The organism is Myxacorys almedinensis A, from assembly GCF_010091945.1.
GTDB lineage: Bacteria > Cyanobacteriota > Cyanobacteriia > Leptolyngbyales > Leptolyngbyaceae > Myxacorys > Myxacorys almedinensis.
The window spans coordinates 93,567-120,300 of the sequence record NZ_WVIE01000005.1 but is presented as its reverse complement, the minus strand read 5'-3'; the positions used below and the strand labels follow the sequence as shown (position 1 = coordinate 120,300).

Annotated in this window: 25 protein-coding genes and 1 tRNA gene; 9 read left to right on the top strand and 17 right to left on the bottom strand. The window is 49.4% G+C overall.

The window, feature by feature from the left end:
* Window positions 1–11 precede the first annotated feature (11 nt).
* From GS601_RS05845 to GS601_RS05830, 4 genes are all read left to right on the top strand, one after another.
* A complete protein-coding gene (locus GS601_RS05845; RefSeq protein WP_162422331.1) occupies window positions 12–281 on the top strand; it encodes a UPF0367 protein family in 270 nt (89 codons plus the stop codon).
* A gap of 11 nt (window positions 282–292) precedes the next feature.
* Window positions 293–988 carry an energy-coupling factor ABC transporter ATP-binding protein gene (locus GS601_RS05840; RefSeq protein ID WP_162422330.1) on the top strand — a complete coding sequence of 232 codons (696 nt, stop codon included), beginning with the start codon at window positions 293–295 and terminating at the stop codon, window positions 986–988.
* Between the two features lie 180 nt (window positions 989–1,168).
* Window positions 1,169–1,723 carry an NYN domain-containing protein gene (locus GS601_RS05835; RefSeq protein WP_162422329.1) on the top strand — a complete coding sequence of 185 codons (555 nt, stop codon included), beginning with the start codon at window positions 1,169–1,171 and terminating at the stop codon, window positions 1,721–1,723.
* A 162-nt stretch (window positions 1,724–1,885) separates the two neighbouring features.
* Window positions 1,886–2,992 carry a TRAP transporter substrate-binding protein gene (locus tag GS601_RS05830; RefSeq protein WP_238393105.1) on the top strand — a complete coding sequence of 369 codons (1,107 nt, stop codon included), beginning with the start codon at window positions 1,886–1,888 and terminating at the stop codon, window positions 2,990–2,992.
* Between the two features lie 87 nt (window positions 2,993–3,079).
* On the opposite strand, the gene GS601_RS05825 is transcribed toward GS601_RS05830, so the two are convergent.
* The 9 genes from GS601_RS05825 to GS601_RS05785 all read right to left on the bottom strand — a co-directional run bounded on the left by GS601_RS05825 (window position 3,080) and on the right by GS601_RS05785 (window position 14,041).
* The gene (locus GS601_RS05825) at window positions 3,080–4,450 is read right to left on the bottom strand and encodes a TRAP transporter large permease (protein ID WP_162422328.1); all 1,371 of its coding nucleotides are present in this window, start codon (window positions 4,448–4,450) and stop codon (window positions 3,080–3,082) included.
* Window positions 4,451–4,460: 10 nt separating this feature from the next.
* Window positions 4,461–5,036 carry a TRAP transporter small permease subunit gene (locus GS601_RS05820; RefSeq protein WP_162422327.1) on the bottom strand — a complete coding sequence of 192 codons (576 nt, stop codon included), beginning with the start codon at window positions 5,034–5,036 and terminating at the stop codon, window positions 4,461–4,463.
* Window positions 5,037–5,331: 295 nt separating this feature from the next.
* Window positions 5,332–6,915, bottom strand: a complete 1,584-nt coding sequence (locus tag GS601_RS05815; RefSeq protein ID WP_162422326.1) for a hypothetical protein — start codon at window positions 6,913–6,915, stop codon at window positions 5,332–5,334.
* Window positions 6,916–7,121: 206 nt separating this feature from the next.
* Complete coding sequence (gene serS / locus GS601_RS05810; protein ID WP_202924889.1) at window positions 7,122–8,540, bottom strand: serine--tRNA ligase; 1,419 nt, start codon at window positions 8,538–8,540, stop codon at window positions 7,122–7,124.
* A gap of 13 nt (window positions 8,541–8,553) precedes the next feature.
* A complete protein-coding gene (locus GS601_RS05805) occupies window positions 8,554–10,788 on the bottom strand; it encodes a glycoside hydrolase family 57 protein (protein WP_162422325.1) in 2,235 nt (744 codons plus the stop codon).
* Between the two features lie 125 nt (window positions 10,789–10,913).
* Window positions 10,914–11,156: a NifU family protein gene (locus tag GS601_RS05800; RefSeq protein WP_162422324.1), complete on the bottom strand. Its 243-nt coding sequence runs from the start codon at window positions 11,154–11,156 to the stop codon at window positions 10,914–10,916.
* Window positions 11,157–11,244: 88 nt separating this feature from the next.
* Window positions 11,245–11,901 (bottom strand): DUF3386 domain-containing protein, encoded by a 657-nt coding sequence (locus GS601_RS05795; protein WP_162422323.1) that lies wholly within the window; start codon window positions 11,899–11,901, stop codon window positions 11,245–11,247.
* 53 nt (window positions 11,902–11,954) lie between these two features.
* Window positions 11,955–13,742, bottom strand: coding sequence for a sensor histidine kinase (locus GS601_RS05790; protein WP_202924888.1), 1,788 nt, complete (start codon window positions 13,740–13,742; stop codon window positions 11,955–11,957).
* 68 nt (window positions 13,743–13,810) lie between these two features.
* Window positions 13,811–14,041: a type II toxin-antitoxin system CcdA family antitoxin gene (locus GS601_RS05785; RefSeq protein ID WP_162422322.1), complete on the bottom strand. Its 231-nt coding sequence runs from the start codon at window positions 14,039–14,041 to the stop codon at window positions 13,811–13,813.
* Window positions 14,042–14,850: 809 nt separating this feature from the next.
* Between GS601_RS05785 and lepA the strand changes: the two genes are divergently transcribed.
* A complete protein-coding gene (gene lepA / locus GS601_RS05780; protein ID WP_162422321.1) occupies window positions 14,851–16,668 on the top strand; it encodes a translation elongation factor 4 in 1,818 nt (605 codons plus the stop codon).
* Between the two features lie 175 nt (window positions 16,669–16,843).
* Here the strand turns inward: lepA and GS601_RS05775 are convergent, their stop codons facing one another.
* On the bottom strand, window positions 16,844–17,824 hold the full coding sequence (locus tag GS601_RS05775) for an NAD(P)-dependent alcohol dehydrogenase (protein WP_162422320.1): 981 nt from the start codon (window positions 17,822–17,824) through the stop codon (window positions 16,844–16,846).
* Window positions 17,825–18,253: 429 nt separating this feature from the next.
* Between GS601_RS05775 and GS601_RS05770 the strand changes: the two genes are divergently transcribed.
* Window positions 18,254–19,216 carry a UDP-glucuronic acid decarboxylase family protein gene (locus tag GS601_RS05770; protein WP_162422319.1) on the top strand — a complete coding sequence of 321 codons (963 nt, stop codon included), beginning with the start codon at window positions 18,254–18,256 and terminating at the stop codon, window positions 19,214–19,216.
* A 140-nt stretch (window positions 19,217–19,356) separates the two neighbouring features.
* Window positions 19,357–20,769 carry a UDP-glucose dehydrogenase family protein gene (locus tag GS601_RS05765; RefSeq protein WP_162422318.1) on the top strand — a complete coding sequence of 471 codons (1,413 nt, stop codon included), beginning with the start codon at window positions 19,357–19,359 and terminating at the stop codon, window positions 20,767–20,769.
* Between the two features lie 76 nt (window positions 20,770–20,845).
* Here the strand turns inward: GS601_RS05765 and GS601_RS05760 are convergent, their stop codons facing one another.
* Window positions 20,846–21,511, bottom strand: a complete 666-nt coding sequence (locus GS601_RS05760; RefSeq protein WP_338016969.1) for a lysophospholipid acyltransferase family protein — start codon at window positions 21,509–21,511, stop codon at window positions 20,846–20,848.
* 399 nt (window positions 21,512–21,910) lie between these two features.
* Here GS601_RS05760 and GS601_RS05755 point away from each other — a divergent pair.
* Window positions 21,911–21,983, top strand: a tRNA-Glu gene (locus tag GS601_RS05755).
* Between the two features lie 72 nt (window positions 21,984–22,055).
* Here the strand turns inward: GS601_RS05755 and GS601_RS05750 are convergent.
* From GS601_RS05750 to GS601_RS05725, 6 genes are all read right to left on the bottom strand, one after another.
* A complete protein-coding gene (locus GS601_RS05750) occupies window positions 22,056–22,577 on the bottom strand; it encodes a transposase (protein WP_338016968.1) in 522 nt (173 codons plus the stop codon).
* A complete protein-coding gene (locus tag GS601_RS05745; RefSeq protein ID WP_202924887.1) occupies window positions 22,574–22,894 on the bottom strand; it encodes a transposase in 321 nt (106 codons plus the stop codon). The genes GS601_RS05750 and GS601_RS05745 overlap by 4 nt, the downstream gene beginning before the upstream one ends.
* Window positions 22,895–22,939: 45 nt before the next feature.
* Window positions 22,940–23,755, bottom strand: coding sequence for a site-specific integrase (locus tag GS601_RS05740; protein WP_238393104.1), 816 nt, complete (start codon window positions 23,753–23,755; stop codon window positions 22,940–22,942).
* Window positions 23,748–25,628 carry an AAA family ATPase gene (locus GS601_RS05735; protein ID WP_162422316.1) on the bottom strand — a complete coding sequence of 627 codons (1,881 nt, stop codon included), beginning with the start codon at window positions 25,626–25,628 and terminating at the stop codon, window positions 23,748–23,750. Before GS601_RS05735 ends, GS601_RS05740 begins: the two co-directional genes overlap by 8 nt.
* Before the next feature lie 135 nt (window positions 25,629–25,763).
* Entirely contained in the window at window positions 25,764–25,943 is a 180-nt protein-coding gene (locus GS601_RS05730) for a hypothetical protein (RefSeq protein ID WP_162422315.1), read from the bottom strand.
* Between the two features lie 50 nt (window positions 25,944–25,993).
* Window positions 25,994–26,254, bottom strand: a complete 261-nt coding sequence (locus GS601_RS05725) for a hypothetical protein (protein WP_162422314.1) — start codon at window positions 26,252–26,254, stop codon at window positions 25,994–25,996.
* A gap of 203 nt (window positions 26,255–26,457) precedes the next feature.
* Here GS601_RS05725 and GS601_RS05720 point away from each other — a divergent pair, with 203 nt between their 5' ends.
* Entirely contained in the window at window positions 26,458–26,715 is a 258-nt protein-coding gene (locus GS601_RS05720; protein ID WP_338016967.1) for a helix-turn-helix transcriptional regulator, read from the top strand.
* Window positions 26,716–26,734 lie beyond the last annotated feature (19 nt).

The window sequence follows — 26,734 nt, the reverse complement described above, 5'->3', positions numbered from 1 at the left end:
ACACGCTTCATATGTTCATTATTGAATTGACTCTCAAGACCAATCCTATTCCTCTTTCAGTGCAGCGCAAGTCTGAAGAGGAGGCTCAGACGACGTATCAGGCGGTTGTCGATGCCATGAAAGCAGGTGGCAATCAGCTTTTAGAGTTGACCTGCGATCGCCAGTCGGAGAAAAAATTGGCAATTTTTGCCGACAATCTTGCTGCCGTGCAGATGTACGAAAAATCTAGCGCCAGTTCTTCGGGCAGAACTCCTGGTTTTTTCTCAATGGCTGAGTCCTAACCCTTAGCCCTATGACGTTGAACGACGCTACTGCCATTCAAGCCAAGGATCTTTGTTTTAGCTGGACAGAGAACAAACCGATTCTCAACGCTTGCACTCTAGAAGTTCCCAAAGGAGAATTTTGGATGCTTTTAGGCACAAATGGTAGTGGTAAGTCAACGTTACTCAGGCTATTGGCTGGGCTGCTGAAACCTACTTCTGGCACTGTTGCGCTCCATTCTCCCGTGGGATTTGTGTTTCAGAACCCAGATCATCAGTTGGTGATGCCGACGGTTGGGGCAGATATTGCCTTTGGCTTAGTAGAAGAAGCCTTGCCAACACTAATGCTGCGCCTGCGAGTGGAAGAAGCGCTCTCAGCCGTGAATTTAGAATCGTTTCAGCGCCGCCCGATTTATGCGTTGAGTGGGGGGCAAAAGCAGCGAGTCGCGATCGCAGGTGCGATCGCGCGTCATTGCGAAGTTCTCCTGTTAGATGAGCCGACTGCCCTGCTTGACCCAGACAGCCAGCTAGATCTCGTTGCTCAAGTCCAAGCGTTGGTCAAACATCGCGGCATCACTGCGCTTTGGGTGACCCATCGTTTGGAAGAATTAGAGTATTGCGATGGAGCGTTTCTTTTAGAACAGGGGCAAGTGGTAGACCGAGGCAATCCCCAGCGCTTGAAGCAAAGACTGATGCAAAGCGAGGAATCTAGCCTGACTCAAGAGTGAGAGCGAGCCTGCCATTGGCTGCCATGGAACCTGAGTGCGGATCTTATAAAAAACAATTTCTGTCGTTCATCGGTAACCGCAGATACGGATGAAGATTTTTGTGTACAGATAGTGAACGGAGATGCCATATTAAGAATATAAAGAATGCGATTTGTAAACCTTATTTTTGGATCTTGAGCGATGCCACGCGCCACCCCAGAGGCAATTTTGTTGGTAGACGGCTATAACATGGTTGGGGCATGGCACGAATTGAAACGAGTGCGTGACAAACGAGGGTTAGAAGAAGCTCGACACCAGCTAGTGGAAACCTTGATGGGCTATAGCTCTTACCAAGGGTTTGATACACAGATTGTGTTTGATGCCCAGTACCGAGATTTGCCCAACCATCGAGAAGTGATCACAGATCATGTTTCGGTATGCTACACCGACTTTGGACAGACCGCCGATTCGTTTATTGAACGAACCTGTGCGATCTTTCGCCAGGATGTCCGAAAATTTAAGCAACGGCTCATTGTTGCCACTTCTGATCAGGCGCAAAAGCTTACTGTAATTGGGTTTGGTGCTGAGTGGATGTCGGCAGAGCGGCTCGCCAATGATGTAGAGTTTGTGGCGCGCCGCGTTCATCGCCAAATCAAGCCTTCAAAAAAGCCAACGGGTCGCTTTTTGATGCATTCTATCGATCCGGCGGCTCAACAGCGTTTGGCAAAACTGCGGTTTGGCGATCGCAATCCCTAGGGTTTTCTGGTCACCCGTTATTCAAAGCACACATTTTCTAGATCACACTTTTTGCGTAAAGACGCCGCAGAGATTTAGGTTTTGAAACATTTGACGATCGCTGGAACGTTCCCCTGTAAGATTTGGGGTCTAGCCGTCGTTACTGCGTTGAAAGAGCCAAAAATGATGAAGCGTCGAGCTTTTGTAAGTACTGCCGCGATCGCAACGGGAAGTAGCCTCACGGCTTGCACCATTCGGAAGCGGGGAGCCGCGATCGCGGGGGCAGCACTGCCAACGGTAACCTGGCGAATGGCAACAAGTTGGCCCAAATCATTGGAGACCATTTTTGGTGGGGCAGCAACGGTTTGCCAACGGGTGGCAGAGATGACCGACGGACGATTTAAGATCCAACCGTTTGCCGCAGGTGAGATTGTTCCAGGGTTACAGGTCTTAGATGCGGTGCAAAATGGAACCGTTGAATGCGGACACACGGCTAGCTATTACTATGTGGGCAAAAATCCTGCGCTTGCCTTTGGGTGCGCGGTTCCATTTGGGTTAAATGCTCAACAACAAAATGCGTGGCTCTATCACGGAAACGGGCTAGAAACGATGCACAAACTGTATTCGGATTTTGGCGTGATTAATTTCCCAGCAGGCAATACTGGGGTTCAGATGGGCGGTTGGTTTAAGCAATCTGTGAAATCGTTGGCTGATCTCAAGGGATTAAAGATGCGGATTCCGGGGCTGGGCGGAGAAGTCATGTCTCGCTTGGGCGTGAATGTGCAGGTCTTGCCAGGAGGAGAGATTTATTTGGCGTTGGATCGAGGTGCGATCGATGCCGCAGAATGGGTAGGTCCTTACGATGACGAAAAGTTGGGTCTTCATAAAGCTGCAAAATTTTACTATTACCCTGGCTGGTGGGAACCGGGTCCTACGTTGGAAGTTCAGGTGAATCTGGGAAACTGGAGAAAGTTGCCCAAGGAGTATCAGGAAGTTTTCAAGGCGGCAGCCTATGAAGCGAATATTACGATGCTGGCGCAATACGACGCCCTAAACCGAGAAGCGATCGCACGCTTAACCGCCTCTGGAACGCAACTGACGCCCTACAGCCAAGAAATTATGCAAGCAGCACAAACAGCCTCTTTTGACTTATATGAAGAAAACGCGGCTAAGAACGCTACGTTTAAGCAAGTCTATGAGCAATGGAATCAGTTTCGCGGACAGCTTTACCAGTGGAACAAAATTAACGAACTGAGCTTTTCAGATTTTGCGCTTGGCTCTAAAAGCTAGCGAGCGGTGCAAAATGTAGCTCAAACCTTGTCTATCTGTTTGGAGTATATCTATCTGTTTGGAGTATATCTGTTTAAAGGTTGGGCATTAAGTCTTCGCGATCGCCGGTAAAAAGCTAACAATTCCCGGAAATATAATAATCAACACCAACACCAACATTTGCAGCAAAATAAACGGAATCACCCCACGATAGATATCAGAGGTTGTGACTTCTGGAGGCGCAACGCCGCGTAAATAAAATAAGGCGAACCCAAAGGGAGGCGTTAGAAACGACATTTGCAGGTTTGCGCCCAGCACCACGCCATACCACACCATATCTAATCCCAACTGCTGTGCAACCGGAACAAAAAGGGGCACAACAATAAAGCAGATCTCAAAAAAGTCGATAAAAAATCCCAGCAAAAAGACTGCTAACATGCTGACGAATAGGAATCCAACGGTTCCACCCGGCAAGTTTGTTAGGGCATCAAACACAAAGCGATCGCCTTCAACACCGCGAAATACCAAGCTAAACGCCGTCGAACCGAACAAAATAAATACAACCATGCTCGTGGTTCGCAAGGTTTGATCACAGACTTCACGCAGAGATCTGACACTCACTTTCCGGTTTAGCGCAGCTAAGACGATCGCGCCTAAACAGCCCACGGCACCTGCTTCGGTCGGCGTTGCGTAACCGAAGAAAATACTCCCCAAGACCAGCAGAATTAAAACTAGGGGCGGCACGATCGCCAGAAAGACCTGCTTGCCGAATGCCTTGCCAACCCCAAGCTGCGATCGCACCGATTTGGGCAACGCCGGGGCAATATCTGGACGAAGCCAAGCGGCAATCAGCACATGCAGCGCAAAAGCTCCTGCCATCATTAGCCCTGGAATCACCGAGCCGATGAACAAATCGCCCACCGACACGCCCAACTGATCGCCCAGCACAACCAACACCACGCTAGGCGGAATAATTTGTCCGAGCGTTCCTGATGCTGCGATCGCGCCTGTTGCCAACTGTTTGTTATAGCCATAGCGCAGCATGATCGGTAGCGATATCAACCCCATTGTCACAACGGTTGCCGCGACGACGCCCGTTGTCGCTGCTAGTAATGTACCGACCAGCACAACCGCTAATGCCAACCCGCCCCGCACCTTGCCAAACAGAATCCCAACCATTTCTAAGAGGCGTTCTGCAATGCCTGACTTCTCCAGCATGGAACCCATAAAGATGAAATAAGGAATCGCCAATAGCGTGTAATTTGACATGGTGCCAAAAATGCGCTGAGGCATCGCTGTCAGAAAGATCGGATCGAACACGCCGAGCACCACACCAATGATGGAAAATAAGATCGCTGTGCCCCCCAACGCAAATGCAACTGGGTACCCGATGGACAAGAGGACTAATGCCCCTAAAAACATGAGTGGACCGAGCCACTCTGCATCAAACACAATTTCGTACTGATTCCAAACATCCATGCCGACCTTCCTATCCTTCTAGTTCGTGGTGATCGGCGCTGCCAACCGAAAGATCGCTTTTGAACGGCATTCGATCTGTGTAAATCGCCCAGTTTTTGATAATTTCAGAAATTCCTTGGATGATCAAAAGCGCAAAGCTTACGATAATCATGGTTTTGATCGGGTAACGCGCCAGACCACCGGGATCGGGGGACACTTCGCGGGTGATCCACGACTGCGCGATCGCATCCCACGAGACATAAATCACCAGCAAACTAAACGGAATCAGAAAGAAAATCGTGCCGATCAGATTCGCGATCGCTTTCCATTTACGATTCCACCGACCGTAAAAAACATCGACCCGCACATGTTCATCGTGTTTGAGGGCATAGGCTGCCCCCAGCAAAAACACCAGATCGAAGATATACCACTGCCCTTCGATCAGCGCGTTGGATGTCAGGTTTTGCCCGATCGCTTTGCCGATATACCGACCGACTACGTTCCAAACGCCTACCCCAACCATCAAAAGGACGAGCCACAACGCAAACTGCCCAATTTTTTCGGTGATCTGATCGATCGCTCTAGAGAGACGAAGTAGTTTCTGCAAGGTTCGGTCTCCTGTTAACTGCAAGACGCCTCACAGCAGGTTGATGCGATCGCGCTGTCTAAAAGCAATTGCAATTTTCATTTGACCACATCATTGGCTCACAGCGGCGATTGCTACAGAAGGTTGCGAAACAAATTTCGATTTGCAGAGCACTACTTAGCCAATTTCTAGCGGCTCTCATCATGGAATTTAAGTCGAGTTAAGTAGAGGTTTGGCTCTATTACCGCACTCATAAGAATCTCCACTCATAAAAATATTGAGAATATTGAGAAACAAGACTGCTTTTACACCGCTCCTATTTTTGTAGCAAGTACAGATAAAAGTTTTCCTTGGATATACTCCTATCAAAACTTGCTAAATGCTTAACCTTTAGACTTGGCTTGTAATCACTAAGTAATTGGCTTGAGATCAGCAAAACCTCTGTCATATTACTTTGCATTAGTAATGTATTGGCTCTCTCAAAAATTGTTTCACTTTTTACGTTTGTTCTGTAGGCGTTCCACTTGATAAAGCTACCAAACTCGCCACTTTCTAGATAGTAAATCTCTCTATTAAGCAATCCAGATAGAGTAGATGCCACATAGTCTTGGCTACCAACCATCGCTATGTCAGTCATTTGATGGTGCCTGATAAAATTTGAAGCTTCTTCACCTGAGGAAAATGGATGCATCAGATCTCTACCAAATGAGTAGATACCGCTAATGCAATGCACCGCTAAAATCAGCGTAAAAATTGATGAATAAACCGTTTCTCTCAAGCGATTGATTTGATGAGATTGTGCTTCATTTGGTCGAGTGCTTAAAGCCGATTGCCTATGAAAGTATGACAGCCATAGATAGGCAATAAACAAAATGAACAGATGACCAAAATGCCTAATCGCAAGGTTGAAATTGAGATAATTTAATGTAAGAATTCCAGCGACACCGAAAAGGTAAGGCGCAAGAATAGATATTTTTTGAGCAACAATTTTGATTGAGAATACCAATAAACCGATAGAAAAAATAATAGATACTTTTACTAGATGACCTGATAAATCTATAATATTAGTGTTCCAAAACTCGTAGATAAAAATATTTGGTAGCGGAATGTAGCTTCTCCATACAGTTGATATAGCGGCTGCCAACTTCCCAATTTCAGACCGTTTATTGCCCACAAAATCTTGTGGAATAGTACTATCTTGAGGAGGGAAAGCCTGAAAAAGAGCCAGCCCAATGCCTAAACTAACAATCAACAAGCTAATTAGTTTTAGTTTGTTATTAGGTAGAGAAGTAACATTATCATCTGAAGATTTTTCAAGTAAAAGAAACAGTTGAAGCGAGGCTGCGATCGCTAACCCATAAAGACTGGTATTTGCTAACAATGCAATAATTATCGATAAGAGTAATATATTTTTTCTATAACGGCTTGTAAAAAGAGCGCAAAAACTAAACGTAAGGAGCACTCCGAGTCCATAACTTCTGCTAATAATTGCGTATTCATAGAAAGCGAAGTAACTGAATATAAATAATGTTTTCTGTAAGCGAGTAAAAGGCGAAAATCTGGCAAAAAGGTAGGTAGAGATGGTTGCGAGAGTTATGCTAAAAAGCTGCATAACAACTGGATCAGGAGTTAATTTGGCAAGAAAATATAAGCACAAATGCCATAATCCAGGATGCCCTTCATATTGCAAATTTTTGAATAGATTGATGATAGAGGCGCTATCCCTAGAAATCATCCAGGCTTGTAGCTCATCTCGCCACATTTCGTGATTTAGAATGCCGACTAACCCTAGCAAAAGAAATGCCAAAGTTAGTAAGTTTGCGAAAACAATGTTGCTGTTTAATGCTGGTTTAGAATCAAGTGGTAAAGCCAAGCTAATCGAAGTTTTTTTACGAGTCATAGACTAACCTCTATTGCACAATTGAATCACTCTACCTGACCTTTGATCGGAAGCTCAGTTCCAATCTATCAATGGGTTTGTCAGGTAACGCGCGCTTTTCGCACTTCACGAAAACGCCCTATGATGCCAAAATTTGATCAGTTAGTTCAACCCCTTCTGCGATAGAGCTAATTTTTCTAGCGGTGTGTGGATCTGGAGCGGTTTAGTCAGAGAATATCGCGTCCGAGGTACGATCGCAGGACTTCTGGAATCTGCACTGTTCCATCTGCTTGCTGATAATTCTCCAAGACGGCTGCCATGGTTCGACCCACTGCTAATCCTGATCCGTTGAGCGTATGGACAAATTGCGTTCCTTTTTGCCCTGCTGCCTTAAACCGAATGTTGCCACGCCGCGCTTGAAAATCCATAAAATTTGAGCAGCTTGAAATCTCGCGATAGGTTCCCGCAGATGGCAACCACACTTCGAGGTCGTAGCACTTCGCTGCCCCAAACCCTAAATCTCCGGTGCACAGTTCGATCGTGCGATAAGGAAGCTTCAAGGCTTGCAAAATCGCCTCTGCATTCAGAACCAGCAATTCATGCTCCTGTTTTGAGGTTTCTGGAGCAACCAGTTTGACTAATTCCACTTTATTAAACTGGTGCAACCGGATTAAACCGCGAGTGTCTCGCCCATAGCTTCCAGCTTCTCGCCGAAAACACGGAGTGTAGGAACAGTGGTGAATCGGCAGCAGGTCGGCTGGAATAATTTCATCGCGGTAGAGATTGGTCACCGGAACTTCTGCGGTTGGGGTGAGCCACAAATCATCTTCAGCACATTTGAAGCTTTCTTCTGCAAATTTGGGAAGCTGACCTGTTGCGGTGAGCGATCGCGTGTTGACTAACAACGGAGGCAGCACTTCTAGATACCCTGCCGCGATTTGCCGATCGAGCATAAACTGAATCAACGCCCGCTCTAGCGCCGCTCCTGCCCCCATCAGCACGACAAACCGGGTTTGGGCGATCTTCGTAGCGCGATCGCTGCTCAAAATTCCCAGCTTTTCGGCAATTTCATAGTGGGGCAAGGGTGCGATCGCGCTCTTATACTCATCGCCCCATCGCCGCACCTCGACATTTTCGGTTTCGTCTTTGCCAACCGGCGTAGAATCGCTCGGCAAATTGGGCAGGGTTAGCAACAGCGCCTTGATCTGAGCATCAAGCTCTTTTTCAGCCGGTTCTAACTCAGTCAACTTGGCTTTAAGCTGTGTGCCTTCATCTCGCAGTGCCTGCACCTCTACGCCGTTTGGATCAGCCCTTTCTTTGATCCGTTGCCCTACCAGTTTTCCGATCTCGTTGCTCCGGGCTTGCAGGTGCGATCGCGCTGCTTCTAGCTCACGCCGTTGTTGGTCAAGAGCCGCGATCGCGCCTATGTCATACCCATCACCCCGATGGTTAAGTTTTTCTTGAACAAGGTCTGGATTTTCGCGGATCAGCTTTAGGTCAAGCACGAGAGGTATCCCAAGATTAAACAGCGTCAGGCAATTTACCCATAAATCAGGATAGCGTGTGAGCCGAAAATAAAAGCTGAAGTTGGGCGCAGGCTTAGCAAAGCTAGGACATTTTCGTAGCCCTACCAAGCCCCATTGCATCTCTCAACATCTCTTAAGGAACCGAAATCGGCACGAGCGCATTCTCCGGCAGATATTCTCGGTAGCGTCCCCCCTCAGAAAGCACCACCGTAATTCTCAGCGAAGAATCAGGCGGAATTTGCAGATCTGCCCATGGCACACTGATTTCGACACAGCTACCCACCCCTACCTGAGCGCGAGTCGCACGAGACTGCCAGCCAAAGTGCTCTCCAGCTTCTTGCAGCCAGATCGTTTGCGTTAACAAATTGACGCCAAGGTGATGATGAAACTGATAGTTTAACGGCGCTTCATTGGGCAAATCGATCAGAGGAATAGCGCTATTGTGCATGGTTTTATCTGCATAGAACCACAGCAGATTCAGTTCTGGTGGAATTTCTTTTCCGGGCTGTGCTCCGGTTTGAAAGTCTAGCCGGAGGTAGAAATTCAGGTGATCGACGCCATACCACAGACGTTGAATTGGGCTGCTGCGGTGCATTGTGCCCCGTGCGCCGCCAATTTCGATGCGTCCGGCTTTATCCCAATCTTGCTCATCTCCCTGCCCATTGATCACGGGATGAATAAAGCCTTCTGGCGGATGGTCGCCCCGCGACGTATGAATCTCTACCGGGCGACGAACCTCGTCTGGAATTGGCTCATTTAGGGCTTGATACAGCGCTGCTAAATGTTCTCGGAAAAGTTGATCAAACATCGCGTCTTGGTTAGACGAATGCCCCTCACCAAACCACCAAAACCAATCCGAGCCTTCTGCGGCATAGAGGGCTTCCCACGCTTCCGGGTTCGTGTCTTCGGTCGCTTCGGGATGGTTTGCCAAGGTTTGCCGCGCCGCCGTGAGCAAATCCCACGCGCGATTTTTAGCCGGGTCGCCAATCCAAGTTGTGAAACTGCCATCGACCCAAGAGCCGCTATGAAGCTGTTGAGCAGGCAGCGTTTCGGTGGGTGGAAACTGCTCGACAAATTCTGAAACTGTGACCAGTTTGATATCTGGATCGTCGTTGAGGGTTTGATAGAGCGTCTCTAAAAAGGGCTTGCCGTCTTGGGGATAAAACTCCCAGCAATTTTCGCCATCTAAGGCGATCGTGACTAGCCACGGTTTGTCTAAGCTGCTGCTCCCAGATTTTAGAGACCGTGCGATCGCTTCTAGCTGCCCGATCAAATCGGTCGCCGCTCGCTTTGGCTCCATGGCGCTATAGGTAAAGCCAATCAAGTCCGACAAACGGTGATCTCGAAAGACGATCGACAAATTCCCCGCAGGCGTCTCTAGGCGATACGGGCGGTAAAGCTTCTGCGGATCGTAAACCGTACCGCGCTCATCTCGGTTAAAGAAATGCTTTAGCGTCCAGCCCAACACCGCTTCATCCGAACAGAGCCACCGAAACCCTTGCTTTGCAACCTCCGGTAAAATTTCTGGACTCACCGACTGCTCCGAAGGCCATAACCCACGGGGCGCGCAGCCAAACCGATCTTTATACATGCCCCACGCTTTCTCAAGGTGGCGGCTGATGTCTTCGGCATACTGGAATCGCTGCTGTGGTAGCGCCATCTGGGGCACGGCAACGCGCCCAGCATTGGTGTCAGCCAACAACGGCAAGATGGGATGGGTGTAGGGCGTGGTCGTCACCTCAAGTTGTCCCGCTTCCTGCATTTTGCGATGTTGGGGAATGATCCGACTGAGAATCTCGCGATGTTTGGCAATAATGCGCTGGCGATCGCTCAACGTAAATCCTTTTCCTTGGTCTAGCCAAGTAGCAATTTCTGGGTCATCCCAAAATAAGGGATCGATCCACGCTAAGTTATGCCACGCCAACAGATCGCTATAATCTTGCAAGCTCCAGTTTTCGATGCACCACGTCCGCCCATGCTCCTGCTGCTGTCGATACAGGTCTGCATAGCGCGGATGAGGATCGATTAATGTGTGATGATTCGCGTCAAAGAAATGCTCTGCAATAAATTCTTTTTGCCCCAGACTCAGTTGTTCTACCGGAGTCAAGGTTGCAGTCAAATAGGGATCTAGCGCCGTCCCCGCGACATAATCCTCAATCTGTAGGATCAGCGATGGCACTAAATTTACCGTCTGATGCAGATTTGGATAGCGCTCTAACAGCAGCACCAAATCCAAATAATCTTTCGTGCCGTGCAGCCGAACCCAAGGCAAGCGATATTGTCCGCCTGGGGCAGAAGAGTTGCTCCGGCTCTTGTAAAGCGGCTGATGCTGATGCCAGATAAAGGCGACGTAGAGAGGATGAGCCATAGATGGAAATGGGGTAGGGGGTAGGGGATTCGCACTTAAGCTGTGCTTGTAGGGAAACAGGTGTCTTTGCTGAGCGTACCGTTTCCTCTACACTTATCCCCCCATACCCTACACCGTATCCTTCCCTACATCACCTGCTCAACTTCAGCAATTTCGGGAATCATTTCGCGCAAGCGGCGCTCAAGCCCCATTCTGAGGGTCATGGTAGAGCTTGGGCAAGCGCCACACGCCCCTTGAAGCCGTAACTTTACGATCGGTCCATCTAGCTCAACGAGTTCGACATTGCCGCCATCTGCCATTAGATAAGGGCGCATTTCGTCAAGAACGGTTTCGACGTTTTCGGTCGTCAGTGCCAATGCTTGAGACATAATTTACCTTACGAGGTGGAGTTAGTTTGATCCTAGCTTGAGATTAGGCTAGTTATGAAGAACAGCCTTGGGTGCGCGACAATTAGGGTTAGGCAGGAACCGTCTCAGGTTTGAGCATGGCAATATTTGAAAAACCAAAGGTTTGAGTGCTGATCTTGCCGTTGTCTTCGGTCTGAATGACGCGGTTGGTGAGAACATAGTAGTCGCCAATTTTCTCGTAGGTGTCTTCAAAGTCGCTCTTGCCGCCTTTAAGTTCGCCCGTTTCAGGATCGCTATACACCGAATCATAGCGATGGGACAAATATCCGCTGCCCGTATCGTGGCTGCTATAGGTGTGGATGGTGACCACAACATTACGAATATGGCGATGCACCAAGCTGACTTCGTTATTACGAACTTTGTAGCGATCGCCCATCGACTTGCCTTTCACAAACACCTCAACGGCTCCGTTTTCGTCGGTGTCGCCCAAGGTAAAGATATTTTTGCCGTGGGTTTCCTCAAACGATCGCCGGACGCGGTGAATCGCCGTTTCCCAAACTTGCCCCTCGATCGCTTTCTTGGCGTCTTCATCGTCAATGCCGCTCACCTCAAACGTGCAGTCAGCATGAATGCGAGCCGTTGCCGTATAGGTCTGATCCCCATTTTGATAGGTAACATCAGCGCTATAGCCCGGAAAATTGCTGTCCCAGGTGTAGCGGTTTTCGTAAGCAGCACGAAATAGGTCACGAGCGTCTTTTTCAGTCATAGGATCTCTCCTTGGTCTACTCTCCTAGTTTAAAGAGTTTCGCGACAAATCGTTTAGGTCGTAATCATGACGGGTTCTTGGTAGAGCGGAATTGTAAAGGTGACCGTCGAACCTAACCCTTCGCCCATGCTATAGAAGTTGACGACGCCGCCCATCGCTTCGACTAGCTTTTGAGAAATCGCAAGACCAAGTCCGGTGCCGCCATACTGCCGGGTCATGGAGCCGTCTACCTGGCTAAATGACTGAAATAATTTGTCTTGCTTGTCGAGAGAAACCCCGATTCCGGTATCGGCAACTCGAATTTTCACCAAGCCCGGAAGATCCTGATTTTGGACGACTACCCGTTTTTTAATCACCTCTGCACTGATAGTGATCCCCCCTTCGTGGGTGAACTTGATGGCATTTCCGACCAAGTTTAGCAAGACTTGCAGAAGACGCTGATAGTTACCGTACAGAATAATTTCATCATGAGTTGGGGGTTGCTGAATTTCTAGACTCAAAAATTTTTGACGGATTTGAGTTTGGGTCATATTTTCTAGCTGAGTCAGCACTTCATCAAGGGTAACGGGACTCAGTTCGATCTGCATTTTGCCAGCTTCGATTTTGGCAATATCCAGCACATCGCTGATCACATCTAGCAGATGCATTGCCGATCGATGGGCTTCTTCGAGAAATTCTCGCTGCTCTTCAGGATCTTCTGCCATGCCGTCTAGAATCAGCTTGAGAAAGCCAATCATGCCATTCAGCGGCGTTCGCAGTTCATGAGAGGTGTTTGCCAGAAACTCGCTCTTGAGGTGAGAAGCCGCTTCAGCTTGATGGCGGGCTTCTTCGAGTTCGCGGTGTTTTTGGCGTAAGTCGGCGTTAACACGCTGCAACTCGGTTGCGAGGGCTTGGCTTTCGGTGAACAAGGTGGCATGGGCGATCGCAGTGCCGACCTGATCCGCCAATTCCTGCATAAACTCAATTTCGTCTTGGGTCCATCGCCGCTCGCGATCGCACTGATACACAATAATCAGACCGTTTGGCTGCTCTAAATAGTGCGTTGCAACCGCTAACCGCGTCTGAAGAACTTCTTCACACTCTGGCTGGGCACAGTCGTCTAGCGTAGGGGCTAGGGTACGGATGGGCTGCAATCGAGCGAGGGCTTGGCTCAGATCCGGCTCATCCTTCAGCAAAAATTTCGTATTTAGTAACGATTCCAGGTTTTCCTGACAATACTCAGCCACTACCTGCACCGTTTGGCTGGGTGCCTCGTAAGGACACAAGATACAGCGGCTGACCCCAAGAGCGCTGCCGAGTCCCGTCACGGTTTGCTGCCAGATCGTTGATAAATCTAACGTCCGACGGACATTCCAGGCAATTTTGGTGAGCAGCCGGTGATATCGATTCGAGGATAAAATATCGCTTTGCACCAACGGCACGTCCTGCCCATCGGAAACGGAGGAAGCCTGCAACCCTGCAAACGATTGCACCTGCTCTCCGGTCACCACAACCAGTGTGGCAGAGCCGATCGGAAACAGAACCGGACTCATCACCAGATCAAACAACAGCGTCTGTTCACCCCACTGAAACAACCAGCGAAACTGATGCGGGGTCTGGTGGGTAAGGACGTGCTGAATCTGGCTGATGTACTGCGCGATCGCAACCGGACTCATCTCCTGTGCCACCACGTCCTCATGGGCATGCCAATAAAACGACACTACCGTTGCAGCAGCGTCGTGAATCATCATCAGTTCTGCACCTACCAGTCTGGGGATCGCATGATTCAACGGCAAAACAGCTTGAGCAAATGCAGCAGAATTGTTTGAGACGGAGTTTGAGGCGTTCACAGACATGACCATTGGACAGCCAGAAAGCGCAGGCAGAGAGCCATAGAACCTGACTCAGCAAAAAATGGCGACACCCTTTGCTAATCGTTCCACTCTCCTCGGGGAGGCACAGGCGGATTACGGGGCAAACTCCGGGAGAATTCTTCATCCCGTCGAGATTCGTTGCGTAACCATTGCCGAAGTGCGACTTCAACAACCTTACTTGGATCATTCGTGAGGTGCTGAAGCTGCTCCAGTATATCCGGATCAAGCCGGAGTGAGACCTCGACTTTCTCGTGGGAAGCAGGAGAGGGGTAAGTAGAGTCGTTCATGAAGTCAAGCTTAAGGTGCTGGGATAGGGATTGCCCAAACGTGGATAGACACCCCACGTTGAGGGAATGGAATTAGACCTGAATTTAAGCAAGTAAGGGTAAGGCTGGCGCGATTTTTAGAAACCCTCCCCCTCTGGTCTCTACACCGTCATAGTCATGGGTCATAGTTATGAGTCATAATCACGAGTTCACTCCTTAGCGTTTGAGGCATCTTAGCCCCCAGGATGGGGTTAAAAGATGAGGGGTGAGGGCTGTGTGCGATCGCAGCAGCCTTAAAAATCAGCCTTAAAAAATGGACTAAAAATCGAAAAAGGTAACTTTCTCAGTCCAACCTCACTTAATATTAATTGTCAGGCGATCTAACGCCTAGATCCTAAGGTTCAACTATTCTTTACCTCTTCTCGATGGTTTGATGGAAGATTGCACTCTAACGATGCGTCGGTACTTGTTTTTACAGAGCCTTCAATAAAGTTTCAAACGTCTTCTCATAAATTATTGAGGGCTGCTCAGCAGTCAAAATCGCCAATATGCCAAGGTCAGTTCTCGGTTAGAATGACCCAGTACCGTGGCGAGGGGCATCTGTAATCACCCTCGAAGTTGGCAGAGTCAAGTAGAACAGAGAAGAGGATGGGTTTCTGGAGCGGCGTAGAGTTCCGTACTTTATCAAAGAAAGCATTAAAATATCTTAAACATCGGCTAATTTGCTCCCCCGCTCTAGCAATTCTACGGAACGAGAGATGCCCACTTAATTTAGGGTAGCTATCGTCCCCTTTAATTCTTAACATCGCTGCTACCTCAACCCTCCTTTTATGACCGACGTACCCGTCCACCGAATCCGCAACTTTTCGATCATTGCTCACATCGACCACGGCAAATCTACCTTGGCAGACCGTTTGTTACAAGAAACAGGGACGGTCACCGCACGGGATATGAAAGAACAGTTCCTTGACAACATGGAGCTAGAGCGAGAGCGTGGTATTACCATCAAGCTGCAAGCTGCCCGCATGGCGTACACCGCTAAAGACGGTGAGGAGTATGTTTTAAACCTGATCGACACGCCAGGACATGTGGACTTTTCCTATGAAGTGTCGCGATCGCTAGCGGCTTGTGAAGGGGCGCTGCTGGTCGTCGATGCGTCCCAAGGGGTAGAAGCCCAAACGTTGGCAAACGTCTATCTGGCAATGGAACACGATTTAGAAGTGATTCCGGTGCTCAACAAGATCGACCTGCCCGGAGCCGAACCGGATCGCGTCAAGCAAGAAATTGAAGAAATTGTCGGACTCGATTGCAGTCAGGCAATTTTGGCATCCGCGAAAGAAGGGATCGGCGTTCCAGAAATTTTAGAAGAAATTGTTCACCTGGTGCCGCCCCCACCAGACACGATAGATCAGCCCCTCCGCGCCCTCATTTTTGACAGTTACTATGATGCGTATCGCGGAGTGATCGTCTACTTTCGGGTGATGGATGGTCGGCTAAAAAAAGGCGATCGCATTCGTCTGATGGCGTCTCGAAAAGAGTACGACATTGATGAACTTGGCGTTTTGTCGCCAACTCAAGTGCAAGTCAACGATCTTCATGCTGGGGAAGTGGGCTACCTCGCTGCCTCCATCAAAGCGGTGGAAGATGCCCGGGTTGGCGACACCATTACGCTCTCTCAAAAGCCTGCAACAGAGGCACTGCCGGGATATGTTGAGGCAAAGCCGATGGTGTTTTGCGGCATGTTTCCTACCGATGCGGATCAGTTTGCAGATCTGCGAGATGCCCTAGAAAAGCTGAAGCTCAATGATGCGTCTCTGAACTATGAGCCAGAAACCTCCAGTGCCATGGGCTTCGGCTTCCGGTGCGGCTTTTTGGGATTGCTGCACATGGAAATTGTTCAGGAGCGTCTAGAGCGGGAATATAATCTCGATTTGATTATCACGGCTCCCTCGGTTGTCTACCGAGTGACCACAATCAAAGGCGAAGTCGTTTACATTGATAATCCCAGCAAGCTGCCGTCTCCTCAAGAGCGCGAGAAAATCGAAGAACCTTACGTCAAGCTTGATATCATCACGCCTGAAACCTACGTCGGAACCTTGATGGAGTTGTGTCAGACGCGGCGCGGTATCTTCAAAGACATGAAGTATCTAACGCCCGGACGGACAACGCTGATTTATGAGATGCCCTTGGCTGAGGTCGTGACGGACTTTTTTGATCAGATGAAGTCGCGATCGCGCGGGTATGCCAGCATGGAGTATCAACTCATCGGCGATCGCGAGAATGCCTTAGTTCGGCTTGATATCCTGATTAACGGCGATCCGGTCGATCCATTAGCCACGATTGTTCACCGCGACAAAGCCTACGGCGTCGGACGCGCCCTCACCGAAAAGCTTAAAGAACTGATCCCACGGCACCAGTTTAAGATTCCCATCCAAGCCGCGATCGGCAGTAAGGTCATCGCCAGCGAGCATATTTCTGCAATCCGGAAAGACGTGCTGGCAAAATGCTACGGCGGCGACATTTCTCGGAAGAAGAAACTACTGCAAAAACAGGCAAAAGGCAAGAAGCGCATGAAAGCGATCGGAACCGTTGATGTTCCTCAAGAAGCGTTTATGGCAGTCTTGCGGTTGTCAAATGAGCAAGGTTAAATCAGCGTAAAGCTTCTGTGGGAGAAGGATTGAGGTTCTTCTGTAGCAGAAAGGTCGAGGGCAGTGTCCCGCTTCTTTGTTGAACAGAGGGCGAATAGCGATCGCGCTGCGCCGGACGCAGACAAGTCTTGCAAATCAACCGACCATATTGGAACGTTCCGGCGCAGCGCGACTGTTAGGTTTTGTTGTTATGCTCCACCGTGATGACTACACTTCCCTTCTTGTGTCCTTGTTCGACATACCTGTGAGCCTCGGCAGTCTGTTCCAACGGATAGCGCCTATCTATGACCGATTTCATCTTCCCTGCCTCAATTAGCTCTTTGAGAAAAATGAGATCTTCTTTACGCTCGATCGCGATCCCACCGATTACTTTCTTACTGCTCGTCATTGAAGCCCATAGCCCTCGCACTATCGAAGACAGATCTATGTGGAGTGCCCTGAGATAGATTCCGCTTTGCTTCAGTGATCTTAGAGAACCTGAAAACGGACTTTTGCCTACCGTGTCAAAAACAATATCGTAGGTCTTACCACTTTTGGTAAAGTCCTCTTTGGTATAATCAATAACCTTGTCGGCTCCCAGAGATTTCACCAATTCCAAATTCGCTGTACTACATACCCCCGTCACTTCTGCACCAAAGTGCTGGGCAAGCTGCACAGCAGCCGTACCTAACGCTCCAGAAGCCCCATAGATCAGAACGTTTTGTCCCCTTTGAATATTTCCCTTATTTCTAAGGAAAATCAATGAGGCTGTTGCCCCAAACGGAACAGCAGCCGCTTCTTCATAGGTCATATTGGTAGGCTTTATCGCGATCGCTCCTTCTTCAGGCAGGCATATGTACTGGGCATTAGCGCCAAGACTAATTCCTGCTCCAGCAAATACCTGGTCACCTTCTTTGAAGAGTTTTACATTTTTGCCTACTGCTTCAATTTCTCCGGCTAGCTCAGACCCTAGTATCGCGTTTTTTTTGGGTCGTATGAAACCATAGAAAAATCTTACGGGGAATGGGTCAGCCTTTCGTATGCGTAAGTCCGCTGACGTTACTGTTGTCGCATATATTCTTATCAGTACCTCATTTTCCCTAGGAGTAGGTTTTTCTACCTCTTTTAGCTGCATAACCTCAGGTGATCCGTACTCCGTGCATACAATCGCTTTCATGACTGCTCCTCAAAGATGGCTTCAGTGTAGTTAGTTCACTACAAGCTCCTATCCAATGATTTTGCAAAACCTAACTTATCTCTATGCCCTTTCCTGGCTTAGATTCCCGACTAGGAAAGGGATTTTTTATAGAAACGGCGCATACCTATAAAAATACGTAATACTGCACAGACGGCTTAAAGTTTTAGTGAAATCTTTATCTGTTACGAGTCGGCTCTCAGAGTTTTTGCTAAGGTTCTACTAAAAAAGTGGAATTTACCAGTAGCGTACTTTTCCATAGGCTGGACGTAGTTTCACTGCTATGTTTCGTGATGCAGCTTTGCCGAGTGGGTACACTTTTGGCAAGCAAGGCATGATCAACCAACCTTCTGATCGGCTCTCTCCTTTCCCTTGCTCGTTTGCAACTCTAACTGCGGATTTTTTAGACTTATGCGAATTCTTGTCACTGGTGGTGCGGGGTTTATTGGCTCCCATCTAATTGACCGACTCATGCAGCAGGGGCACGATGTTGTTTGCCTCGACAACTTCTACACTGGGCACAAACGGAACCTCCAGCCCTGGATGGGGCATCACAATTTTGAACTAATTCGCCATGACATCACAGAACCCATTCGGCTAGAAGTCGATCAGGTCTATCACTTGGCATGCCCCGCTTCGCCGGTGCATTACCAGTACAACCCAGTTAAAACCATCAAAACCAACGTGATGGGGACGCTCAACATGTTGGGGCTGGCAAAGCGCGTTAAGGCTCGATTTTTGCTGGCGTCTACGTCAGAGGTATACGGTGACCCAGAAGTGCATCCCCAGCCCGAAGAATACCGGGGCAGTGTCAACCCTATCGGCATCCGCAGTTGCTACGACGAAGGAAAGCGTGTTGCTGAAACCTTAGCTTTTGACTACCACCGCCAAAACGACGTAGACATTCGTGTTGCCAGAATTTTCAATACCTACGGTCCTCGAATGCTGGAAAACGATGGACGGGTCGTGAGCAATTTGGTGGTGCAAGCTCTGCGAGGAGATGCGCTCACGGTTTATGGAGATGGCTCTCAGACGCGCAGCTTTTGCTACGTCTCAGATCTGGTAGAAGGACTCATGCGCTTGATGAACGGCAATTATATCGGTCCGGTGAATTTGGGCAATCCGGGCGAATACACGATTTTGCAACTGGCTCAAACGATTCAACAGATGGTCAATCCGGGTACGTCCGTCAAATTTGAACCCTTGCCCCAAGACGATCCCCGCCGCCGCAAACCGGATATCACTCGTGCCAAGACCCATTTAGGCTGGGAACCAACGATTTCTCTTGACGAAGGATTGGAGCGGACGATCGCTGATTTCCGCGATCGCGTCACCCCTCCCACCTCGCAACCTGAATCGGTCGCCAGTTTCTAGTTGCCCCGTTGCGACGAATGAAAGAACCTTGACTGCTAGATCTTGAGGGTTCTTTCCCATTTATGTCTAATCGAGAATAAACTGGATTATTTTCTCTAGCTGATTCTCCAGTCCCATTACCCTATTTCTAAGGAGTTCTCATGCGTGTTTGTGTCATTGGTACAGGATACGTTGGCTTGGTCACCGGAGCGTGCTTGGCTCACGCAGGGCATCATGTGATTTGCGTCGATAACAACGAAGCAAAAGTGAAGTTGATGCAGTCGGGGCAGACTCCTATTTTTGAACCGGGGCTGTCCGACATTATGCAAGCGGCTATTCAATCCAAACGCTTGGAATTTACAACCGACACGGCCGCAGGGGTTGAGCACGGACAGGTTTTATTCATCGCCGTGGGTACGCCTGCCTTGCTTAATGGCGAGAGCGACACGCGCTATGTCGAAGCTGTAGCCCGTAGCATTGGCTCAAACCTCAACGGTGGCTACAAAGTGATTGTCAACAAATCGACTGTCCCGATCGGGTCAGGAGATTGGGTCAGAATGATTGTTCTCGATGGGATTGCCGAGCGTCAAAAATCGGAAGCTCAGCCAGTTTTAGCCAGCGTTGGAGGAGGCGACGCCGATATCACCACGACTGCTGTTGTCGGGGAATATGATTTTGATGTGGTCAGCAACCCTGAGTTTTTGCGAGAAGGATCGGCTGTTTACGATACTTTCAATCCAGATCGGATTGTGTTGGGCAGCAGCAGCGATCGCGCGATCGCCCTCATGCAAGACCTCTATGCACCCATTGTTGAGCGTCAATTTGCCGAACATGCGTCTGCCCCTGCCGTGCCGGTTGTGGTGACAGATATTAGTTCGGCGGAGATGATCAAATACGCGGCAAATGCGTTTTTAGCGACCAAGATTAGTTTTATCAATGAAGTGGCAAATATCTGCGATCGCGTTGGGGCAGATGTGATGCAGGTTGCCAAAGGCATCGGTTTAGACTCCCGCATTGGCAGCAAATTTTTGCAGCCCGGGCTGGGTTGGGGTGGGTCTTGCTTCCCGAAAGATGTGTCTGCCTTAATTCATACTGCCGATGACTACGGTTACGAAAGCCAACTGCTCAAAGCGGCTGTCAGCGTCAACGAGCGTCAGCGTCTGATCGTAGTTGAAAAGCTCCAGCAAGTGTTAAAGATTTTAAAGGGAAAAACCATTGGGCTTTTGGGATTGACTTTCAAACCCGATACCGATGACCTCCGTGATGCTCCTGCCTTAAATGTGATCGAGAATTTGTCCCGCTTGGGCGCAAAAATTAAAGCCTACGATCCCATCATTTCTCAAAGCGGAATGCGGCATGGGTTGTCAGATGTCCTAGTTGAAACAGATGCAGAACGTCTTGCCGATGGGTGCGATGCTTTGGTTTTGGTGACCGAGTGGCAGCAATTCCAAACTTTGGACTACGCCAAAATGGCGAAGCTGATGCACACCCCCATCCTGATCGATGGTCGTAATTTCCTTGATCAAGCTGCTTTAGAAGCGGCGGGCTTCCGGTGCATGGGTATTGGTCGGTAAATCCAAGGTATACCCTCAGTTAGAAATCATAAATAAAGAACGTGGGCACTCCATTTGTCCACGTTTTTTACTTAAATCATGGTTTGTCAATTTTTTGTCGTAAAAAGCCACACGCCGACCTAAAGACTCGCTCTAGATCTCGTGTCAGCCGTTTTGCCTTTTGTTTTGAGTTGTCCAACCCATACTCTGTCACTGCCATTGGTGGATGAACGCGAATTTTAACGGCGCACCGCCAGGGCACTAGAGGCTTACTGTACTGAATGGTAATTGGCACAATTTGAATGCCGAGATCAGGTTGACTCGCTTCTGCTTGCAGCGCTAACCGAGCAAGACCGGGTTTGAGCGGTCTGCACTCGCGAAACACATTTCCTTCTGGAAAAATGACCAGTGCTTCTCCCTGCTGAAGCAGTTCGACACTATGACGAAGCGTTGCGATCGCAGGATGCCGCGTATCGATCGCGAACCCGCCCAATCGTTGAATAAACCACCCCTGTAAACCTTTAACTTCATCTGCCGTCACCATAAACCGCAGCATCCGCCCAGTCACATCTTGCCCCACTGCGTAAGGAACCATAAACGCATCCCACCGCGACCGATGGGTTGGGGCCAAAATCACAGGACCTGTCTGTGGAAAGTTTTCTCGACCCGACACTTCAATCTGCTGAAAGTAGAGAGGCAGCAAAACGTAACGTGCGATCGGATATGCCAATGCTGCAAGCCAAGGAGAGCAGGTTGATCTCACGGACTTCACTTCAGACCGACTTTGAGAAGAAGACGCAGATTGAGAAATGGTTTTTGAACAGATCTGAGAAGGTTGGGGGCTGGTCTCAATACGATCGCGGTTAGGGGAATTCGGCGAAATCATGAAGTCGAGCAAGAGCATGGTCGCAATAAGAAACAACTAAAGAGCTTCGTATGGCGGGCGAAATGTACCCTGTTTGTCATACCGTACCGGGTTTCGACATATTGCGCCTCTACTCAGGGACACTTCCAAGGCTGGCTATTGCGTGTAGCCTCTTCCTTTAGGAGGATCTATTGCTTCTGGTCTGTTTAATATGAGCTTGATAGAAGATTGTTGACAGTCACAGTTTCATCAGCTACATTGATAAATGTCAATCAGGCGCACGGTGCTGGTTATTATGCCCCCATCGTCTAGAGGCCTAGGACACCTCCCTTTCACGGAGGCGACGGGGATTCGAATTCCCCTGGGGGTATTGTGGTGAGAAAAAGCTAGGAACGGGAGCTACTCTCGTTCCTAGCTTTTCTCTATAGAACCCATTTGGGATCTATTCATTTGCTAGCCGTTTCAGCATCAGTCGGATGAAGCACAGATTGAGTTTAGCTGTGGCGTGGTTCAAAGTCCTCTCAAAGTTTTTGACCAAACTCTTACAGCGCTCCATCCAAGCATTCGAGCGTTCAATGACCCATCGAGTTGCCACGGGCACAAATCCAGCTTTACCTTGTGCCGCTTTTTCGGCTTGGGTGGGCTTGGGCGCGAGTTCAAACCGAATCTTGGTCAGAATCTGGGGATAGACGGTTTGCAGGGCTGCTGTGATCTTGTCCGGGTGGTACCCGTGGTCGAGCAAAATGGTGATCTTTGGAATATTGACGGGTTTGGCGCGAAAGTAATCCAGGTTGTGGCTCAACAGTTCAATTAAGCCTTGGTCATCGGACACGCTCGCTTTGGTGCACTGAGTAAAGAACGGTAATCCCAGAGTATCGACGGCGAGATGGCGTTTGATGCCATTGGTGCATTTGTAATGACAGAACCCTTTGGACTCAATACTGGCATTACACGTATTTTTCACCGCTTGCGAGTCGATGAGCAGCAAGCGGGTCCACTTTGGTTTTTTTTGACGTGTTCCCGCACTTGAGCATGCAAGGCAGACATGATCTGCTCTAGCACTCCATCAGAGCGCCACTGCTTGTAGTGCCAGAATACGGTCGAGTAGGGCGGCAAGTCTTTGGGCAGATCACACCAGTTGCAGCCATTCTTCAGTTGGTAGAAGATGCCATCCAAGATTTGTCGCTTTGTCCAACGAGGTGGTCTGGTTTTCTTCTTTTGCGGCAGTAATGGCTCGATGATTTCCCACTCTCTGTCCGTTAAACTGCTGGAGTACGACATTTATTGCTGATCTTAGCTCACCCCATCCGAGATCCCAAATGGGTTCTATAGAGGTGGCACGCGATCACGCCGGTTGATCGCCGCATCATAGGCAGCCTGAACCACATCCAAGTTCAGCCATCGGTGATAGATGCTCTCATGCACCCCGTAGCTGTGCCCCATCATCTTCGCCACGAGCTTGTAATCCATGCCGTAGGTCAAGGTGGCACGAATGGCGTAAGCATGGCGCAAATCGTAGAGGTGGAAGGGCAGACCGAATCCGTGAAAGTAACGTGTGGCTGAATGCCCTACATCGATGTTGGGGCGATTGAGCTTGATTGGTGGAAGCTGCACGTCTGAGACTTGGAACCGATTAACCCATTCGGGGTGGAAGGCCCAGACCGGGCGAGAACCCGTTTTGGTGTTGTCTCCCACAAAAATGACGGGATTCCCTTTTTGAATTTCCTCTAGATTGAGACGAAAGACCTCGTGAGGACGTAAGCCATAGGTAGCAATCACGCCGTAGACCCACTTCCACCCTAAATTTGTCAAACGATCGTAGGTTTCTGCGATCGCACCATCGGAGGGCAGGTCACGCGGCTGCACGGCTTTAGGCGAGTACTTGCCAGCATAGGGTGAGGGGTCGTATTCGATGCCTGCAAACCGTGCGATCGCACCTACCACCATGCAGCAGCGCTTGCGAGTTTTGGTATTGACCGGAGTATCAAGCACGGTTTGATGCAGTAGCGCTGCCGTCAACGGCGCTTGCTGAGGCAAACGGTTGAGAATCTTCTGATAGTCGGTCTTCCAGGTTGTCTCACTGCTACCGCGCTGTAGATAGTCCTCACGGAATCTATCGATCCAGTCTTGGCAGCTAATCATGATGGGCTTTCTCCAATCGGCTCACATCTTTGAGGTAGAAGACGCTGGTTTTAGCGGTTCGCTGGTTTCTGACCCTGACGCGATCGCCGTTGACCTCCAATACCTTACTGGGTTCGATTAATTCAAAGAACAGTGGCTCACTCAAGGCGTTGATTTCAACGAAACTCTTGTCCTTGATTTCACGGTAAGGAAGTTTGTCACTTTTATACCTAAACCACGTAGCTTTAGCACTGGCAATGACCAGATCGCCAACGTTAACTTCTGTTAAGTTGTTGTCAATAGCAGGGGGGTCGATCAACCCGCGATCAACCGGTCGATCAACTTGGCGATCAAAGGCTACAACCCTTTTATCTATTCCGTTGGTCGCCTCTTGGATCGGGCTATTGATCGGTTGATCGCCTAAATTCGCGTTTTTCAACAGTGAAAAATCCGCGTTTTGGTCGATCAACCGATCAATAGAGCTTGAAACGTCCATTTGGTCTCCGTTGGAGCCTTTGATCGCGGGTTGATCGCGGGTTGATCGACCTTCCCCCTCGATCAACCTTGTCCCGCAGTGGTAAAGCATGGTTCTGTTGTGTCCTTTTGGATACCTCAGTGCTAAACCCTTTGCCCACATCTCCTTCAAAACTTTGCGGACGGTGTTTCGATTCAATTGCAGATGGTGAGCAATTTCTTCTGCCTCAAACCCGACCCCAAGATTGGCATCTTCATTCAGCCACAATTCGATCCGCTTCTCGGTGTGGGCAGTTTCCTCGGTCTCTTCCCCTTCCTGACCGACGTAGGCAAAGGTAAAGGTCTCTTCATCGAATTGGAACTTATAGCGCCCTGGGGGGCGTCCCATACGAGTTTTCTGCACCCGGATGACTCGTTCCCCGCTCTGCTCATCGGTTACCCCCATGCCCCATACTTCTGAAGCAGAGTTGTAGAGGGCTTTAGTGCCGCGTGATTGCCCCTCAGAGTTGGAATGGTGCACGACGGCAAAGGTGCACCCGTAGCGATCGCCAAGGTCGTTGAGTTGGAGCATGAAACGAGCGTATTCGGTGTCGTTCTCGCTGATCAACGTGTTCCGGTTGATCGCTGTCACCGAGTCAATCATGCAGAATCGCACCGGGTCTCCTGCATCCTGGTACTGCTTCAGGTAGGCTTCCAGTCTTGGCATGTTCTCAACTTGCCAGCCGGGTACCAACTGCACGGGGTGAGATTTCTCAAGATCTCGAATTTTGAGGCGTTCACGAGTGACGATAACGGGTTCATCGGATTGCAGAATGAGGACTCTTCCTTGAGCCACAGGGTAGCCATTCCACGGCTGCCCCTTGACGATGCACTCGATGAGTTCGTAAATCAGCAGAGACTTGCCGGTGCCACCGAGGGCGTGGAGTAGGAGAACAATGCCTTTCGGAATCCATCCGTTAACGATCCACTCCTTGACCTGGACACAAAGATCATCGAGTTGATCCATGTCGTATGCAACGAATGGGGCTTGGTTGATCAGCGCCTTGTGGTAGGCGTTCATCATGGACGATTGCGGGATTTTGAGGCGCTTGGCGAGCTTGGCAAGTTTGAATTCCCGCAGCCCGGCATCTACGATCGCTTCGATGTCACGGATGCTTTCTACCATGCGAGTGAATTCTCGCTCTTCCAGGTCTACGCCTAGGCGGTCTTTCATTAAGACCTCAGCGACCTGCTCCATGACTTCTAGCGGAATGTCATAGCTTCTGCCAAGTTGAGCAAGTTCTTTTCTGGCAAGCTCTGGACTGGTGAGGTTGAGAGCGGTAGACTCTAGAACCCTGTCCTCAAAGCGGACGCGGGCGGTTGCCTCCAGGTCAGCAAGAGCATCTGATTTGGAAGTATGCTTGGAAAAGGTTGATAGCATTGGTTTGAGTGTTTTGTAAGCGTGTATCTCACGTTGTTTTATTCGTCACAACGTGGAAGGGTGTATACGGATTGCGGAATCCAAAAAAAAGGGGGGGAAGGGTGCTGATGACACTCTTTCCCCCTTTTTGCGTTTTTATTCGTCGTCGCGAAGTTCAAACGTCACGGAGATTGCGGTTAGGTCTCCGTCGTCATCGGCAGAGGAGTTAATTTGGGTGATGTCATCTTCTGAGATGGGGTGTTTGAGCTTCAGAGAGATTGCCTGAACTAGAAGCGGCTTAAGCTCAGCCGTAGAGATGTAAACGTCTGCAAACATGTCTTTCCTGGTTGATGCGATCCTTCGGAGCTTGCGTAGCGATCGCGTTTTTATTTGTCGTCGCGTAGCTGATGGGCGATCGCTGTCACTAATCCCAGCAGCCCCTTAACGGTGAGTTGGTTAAGCAGGAGCAGAAAGTTTCTGGGCAGGAGGTGGCTCTGAACATCTGCAAGGGAGTGGGTATGCAGCAGGTGGCTGAGGATGACGAGGGCTTCTGTTTTTTGGGCGTAGGAGAAGCGCTCTAGGTGTGACCCCCATTCGTCGGCTATCAGTTCGAGGATGGCGCTGTTTGAGCGGTGTTGAGTCTGCATGGTCTATCCTTAGGTTCAAGTGTTTATCTAACGGGCGAATCGCGGCAAGCGATCGCATACTGGCATCCCCCGCTATCTCTTAGAGAGGTAGTGGGGGATGATTTTTGAGGAGCAGTGCAGGGAAGGACGGCAAATCTAGCCCTACACCGCTACGTCAACCGAACAAGTGTTCAGTCCTGAATATTCTAACTGAACACTTGTTCATGAACAAGAGTTCAGTTAGAATGAGCAAAAATAGACACGATTCGCAGTTCATGAGCCTTTTACAGGACAAGAGCAAAACTCCAGAAGACGTAGCAAAAGCGCTTGGTGTATCGCCAAGGGCAGTTTATTACTGGACGTCGGGTAACCGCGAGCCTCGCCTGACGATCAAGCAGGTTCAGGCTCTCTGCCTGCTTCTGGACTGTTCTATTCACGAACTCCCCGCCTATTTTGGTCCAAACAAAAACGCTGAAGCATGACCCACATACTTCAGCGTTG

What these genes read in the sequence shown, in the direction of transcription:
- GS601_RS05765 (WP_162422318.1), top strand. Translation starts at nt 19,357, where the DNA reads ATGCGTGTTTGTGTCATTGGTACAGGATACGTTGGCTTGGTCACCGGA.
- GS601_RS05725 (WP_162422314.1), bottom strand. Translation starts at nt 26,254, where the DNA reads ATGCAGACTCAACACCGCTCAAACAGCGCCATCCTCGAACTGATAGCC.
- GS601_RS05830 (WP_238393105.1), top strand. Translation starts at nt 1,886, where the DNA reads ATGATGAAGCGTCGAGCTTTTGTAAGTACTGCCGCGATCGCAACGGGA.
- GS601_RS05795 (WP_162422323.1), bottom strand. Translation starts at nt 11,901, where the DNA reads ATGACTGAAAAAGACGCTCGTGACCTATTTCGTGCTGCTTACGAAAAC.
- GS601_RS05845 (WP_162422331.1), top strand. Translation starts at nt 12, where the DNA reads ATGTTCATTATTGAATTGACTCTCAAGACCAATCCTATTCCTCTTTCA.
- GS601_RS05800 (WP_162422324.1), bottom strand. Translation starts at nt 11,156, where the DNA reads ATGTCTCAAGCATTGGCACTGACGACCGAAAACGTCGAAACCGTTCTT.
- GS601_RS05770 (WP_162422319.1), top strand. Translation starts at nt 18,254, where the DNA reads ATGCGAATTCTTGTCACTGGTGGTGCGGGGTTTATTGGCTCCCATCTA.
- GS601_RS05825 (WP_162422328.1), bottom strand. Translation starts at nt 4,450, where the DNA reads ATGGATGTTTGGAATCAGTACGAAATTGTGTTTGATGCAGAGTGGCTC.
- GS601_RS05740 (WP_238393104.1), bottom strand. Translation starts at nt 23,755, where the DNA reads ATGATTAGCTGCCAAGACTGGATCGATAGATTCCGTGAGGACTATCTA.
- GS601_RS05720 (WP_338016967.1), top strand. Translation starts at nt 26,458, where the DNA reads ATGAACAAGAGTTCAGTTAGAATGAGCAAAAATAGACACGATTCGCAG.
- GS601_RS05840 (WP_162422330.1), top strand. Translation starts at nt 293, where the DNA reads ATGACGTTGAACGACGCTACTGCCATTCAAGCCAAGGATCTTTGTTTT.
- GS601_RS05805 (WP_162422325.1), bottom strand. Translation starts at nt 10,788, where the DNA reads ATGGCTCATCCTCTCTACGTCGCCTTTATCTGGCATCAGCATCAGCCG.
- GS601_RS05730 (WP_162422315.1), bottom strand. Translation starts at nt 25,943, where the DNA reads ATGTTTGCAGACGTTTACATCTCTACGGCTGAGCTTAAGCCGCTTCTA.
- GS601_RS05815 (WP_162422326.1), bottom strand. Translation starts at nt 6,915, where the DNA reads ATGACTCGTAAAAAAACTTCGATTAGCTTGGCTTTACCACTTGATTCT.
- GS601_RS05835 (WP_162422329.1), top strand. Translation starts at nt 1,169, where the DNA reads ATGCCACGCGCCACCCCAGAGGCAATTTTGTTGGTAGACGGCTATAAC.
- serS (WP_202924889.1), bottom strand. Translation starts at nt 8,540, where the DNA reads ATGCAATGGGGCTTGGTAGGGCTACGAAAATGTCCTAGCTTTGCTAAG.
- GS601_RS05790 (WP_202924888.1), bottom strand. Translation starts at nt 13,742, where the DNA reads ATGGTCATGTCTGTGAACGCCTCAAACTCCGTCTCAAACAATTCTGCT.
- lepA (WP_162422321.1), top strand. Translation starts at nt 14,851, where the DNA reads ATGACCGACGTACCCGTCCACCGAATCCGCAACTTTTCGATCATTGCT.
- GS601_RS05735 (WP_162422316.1), bottom strand. Translation starts at nt 25,628, where the DNA reads ATGCTATCAACCTTTTCCAAGCATACTTCCAAATCAGATGCTCTTGCT.
- GS601_RS05745 (WP_202924887.1), bottom strand. Translation starts at nt 22,894, where the DNA reads ATGTCGTACTCCAGCAGTTTAACGGACAGAGAGTGGGAAATCATCGAG.
- GS601_RS05785 (WP_162422322.1), bottom strand. Translation starts at nt 14,041, where the DNA reads ATGAACGACTCTACTTACCCCTCTCCTGCTTCCCACGAGAAAGTCGAG.
- GS601_RS05775 (WP_162422320.1), bottom strand. Translation starts at nt 17,824, where the DNA reads ATGAAAGCGATTGTATGCACGGAGTACGGATCACCTGAGGTTATGCAG.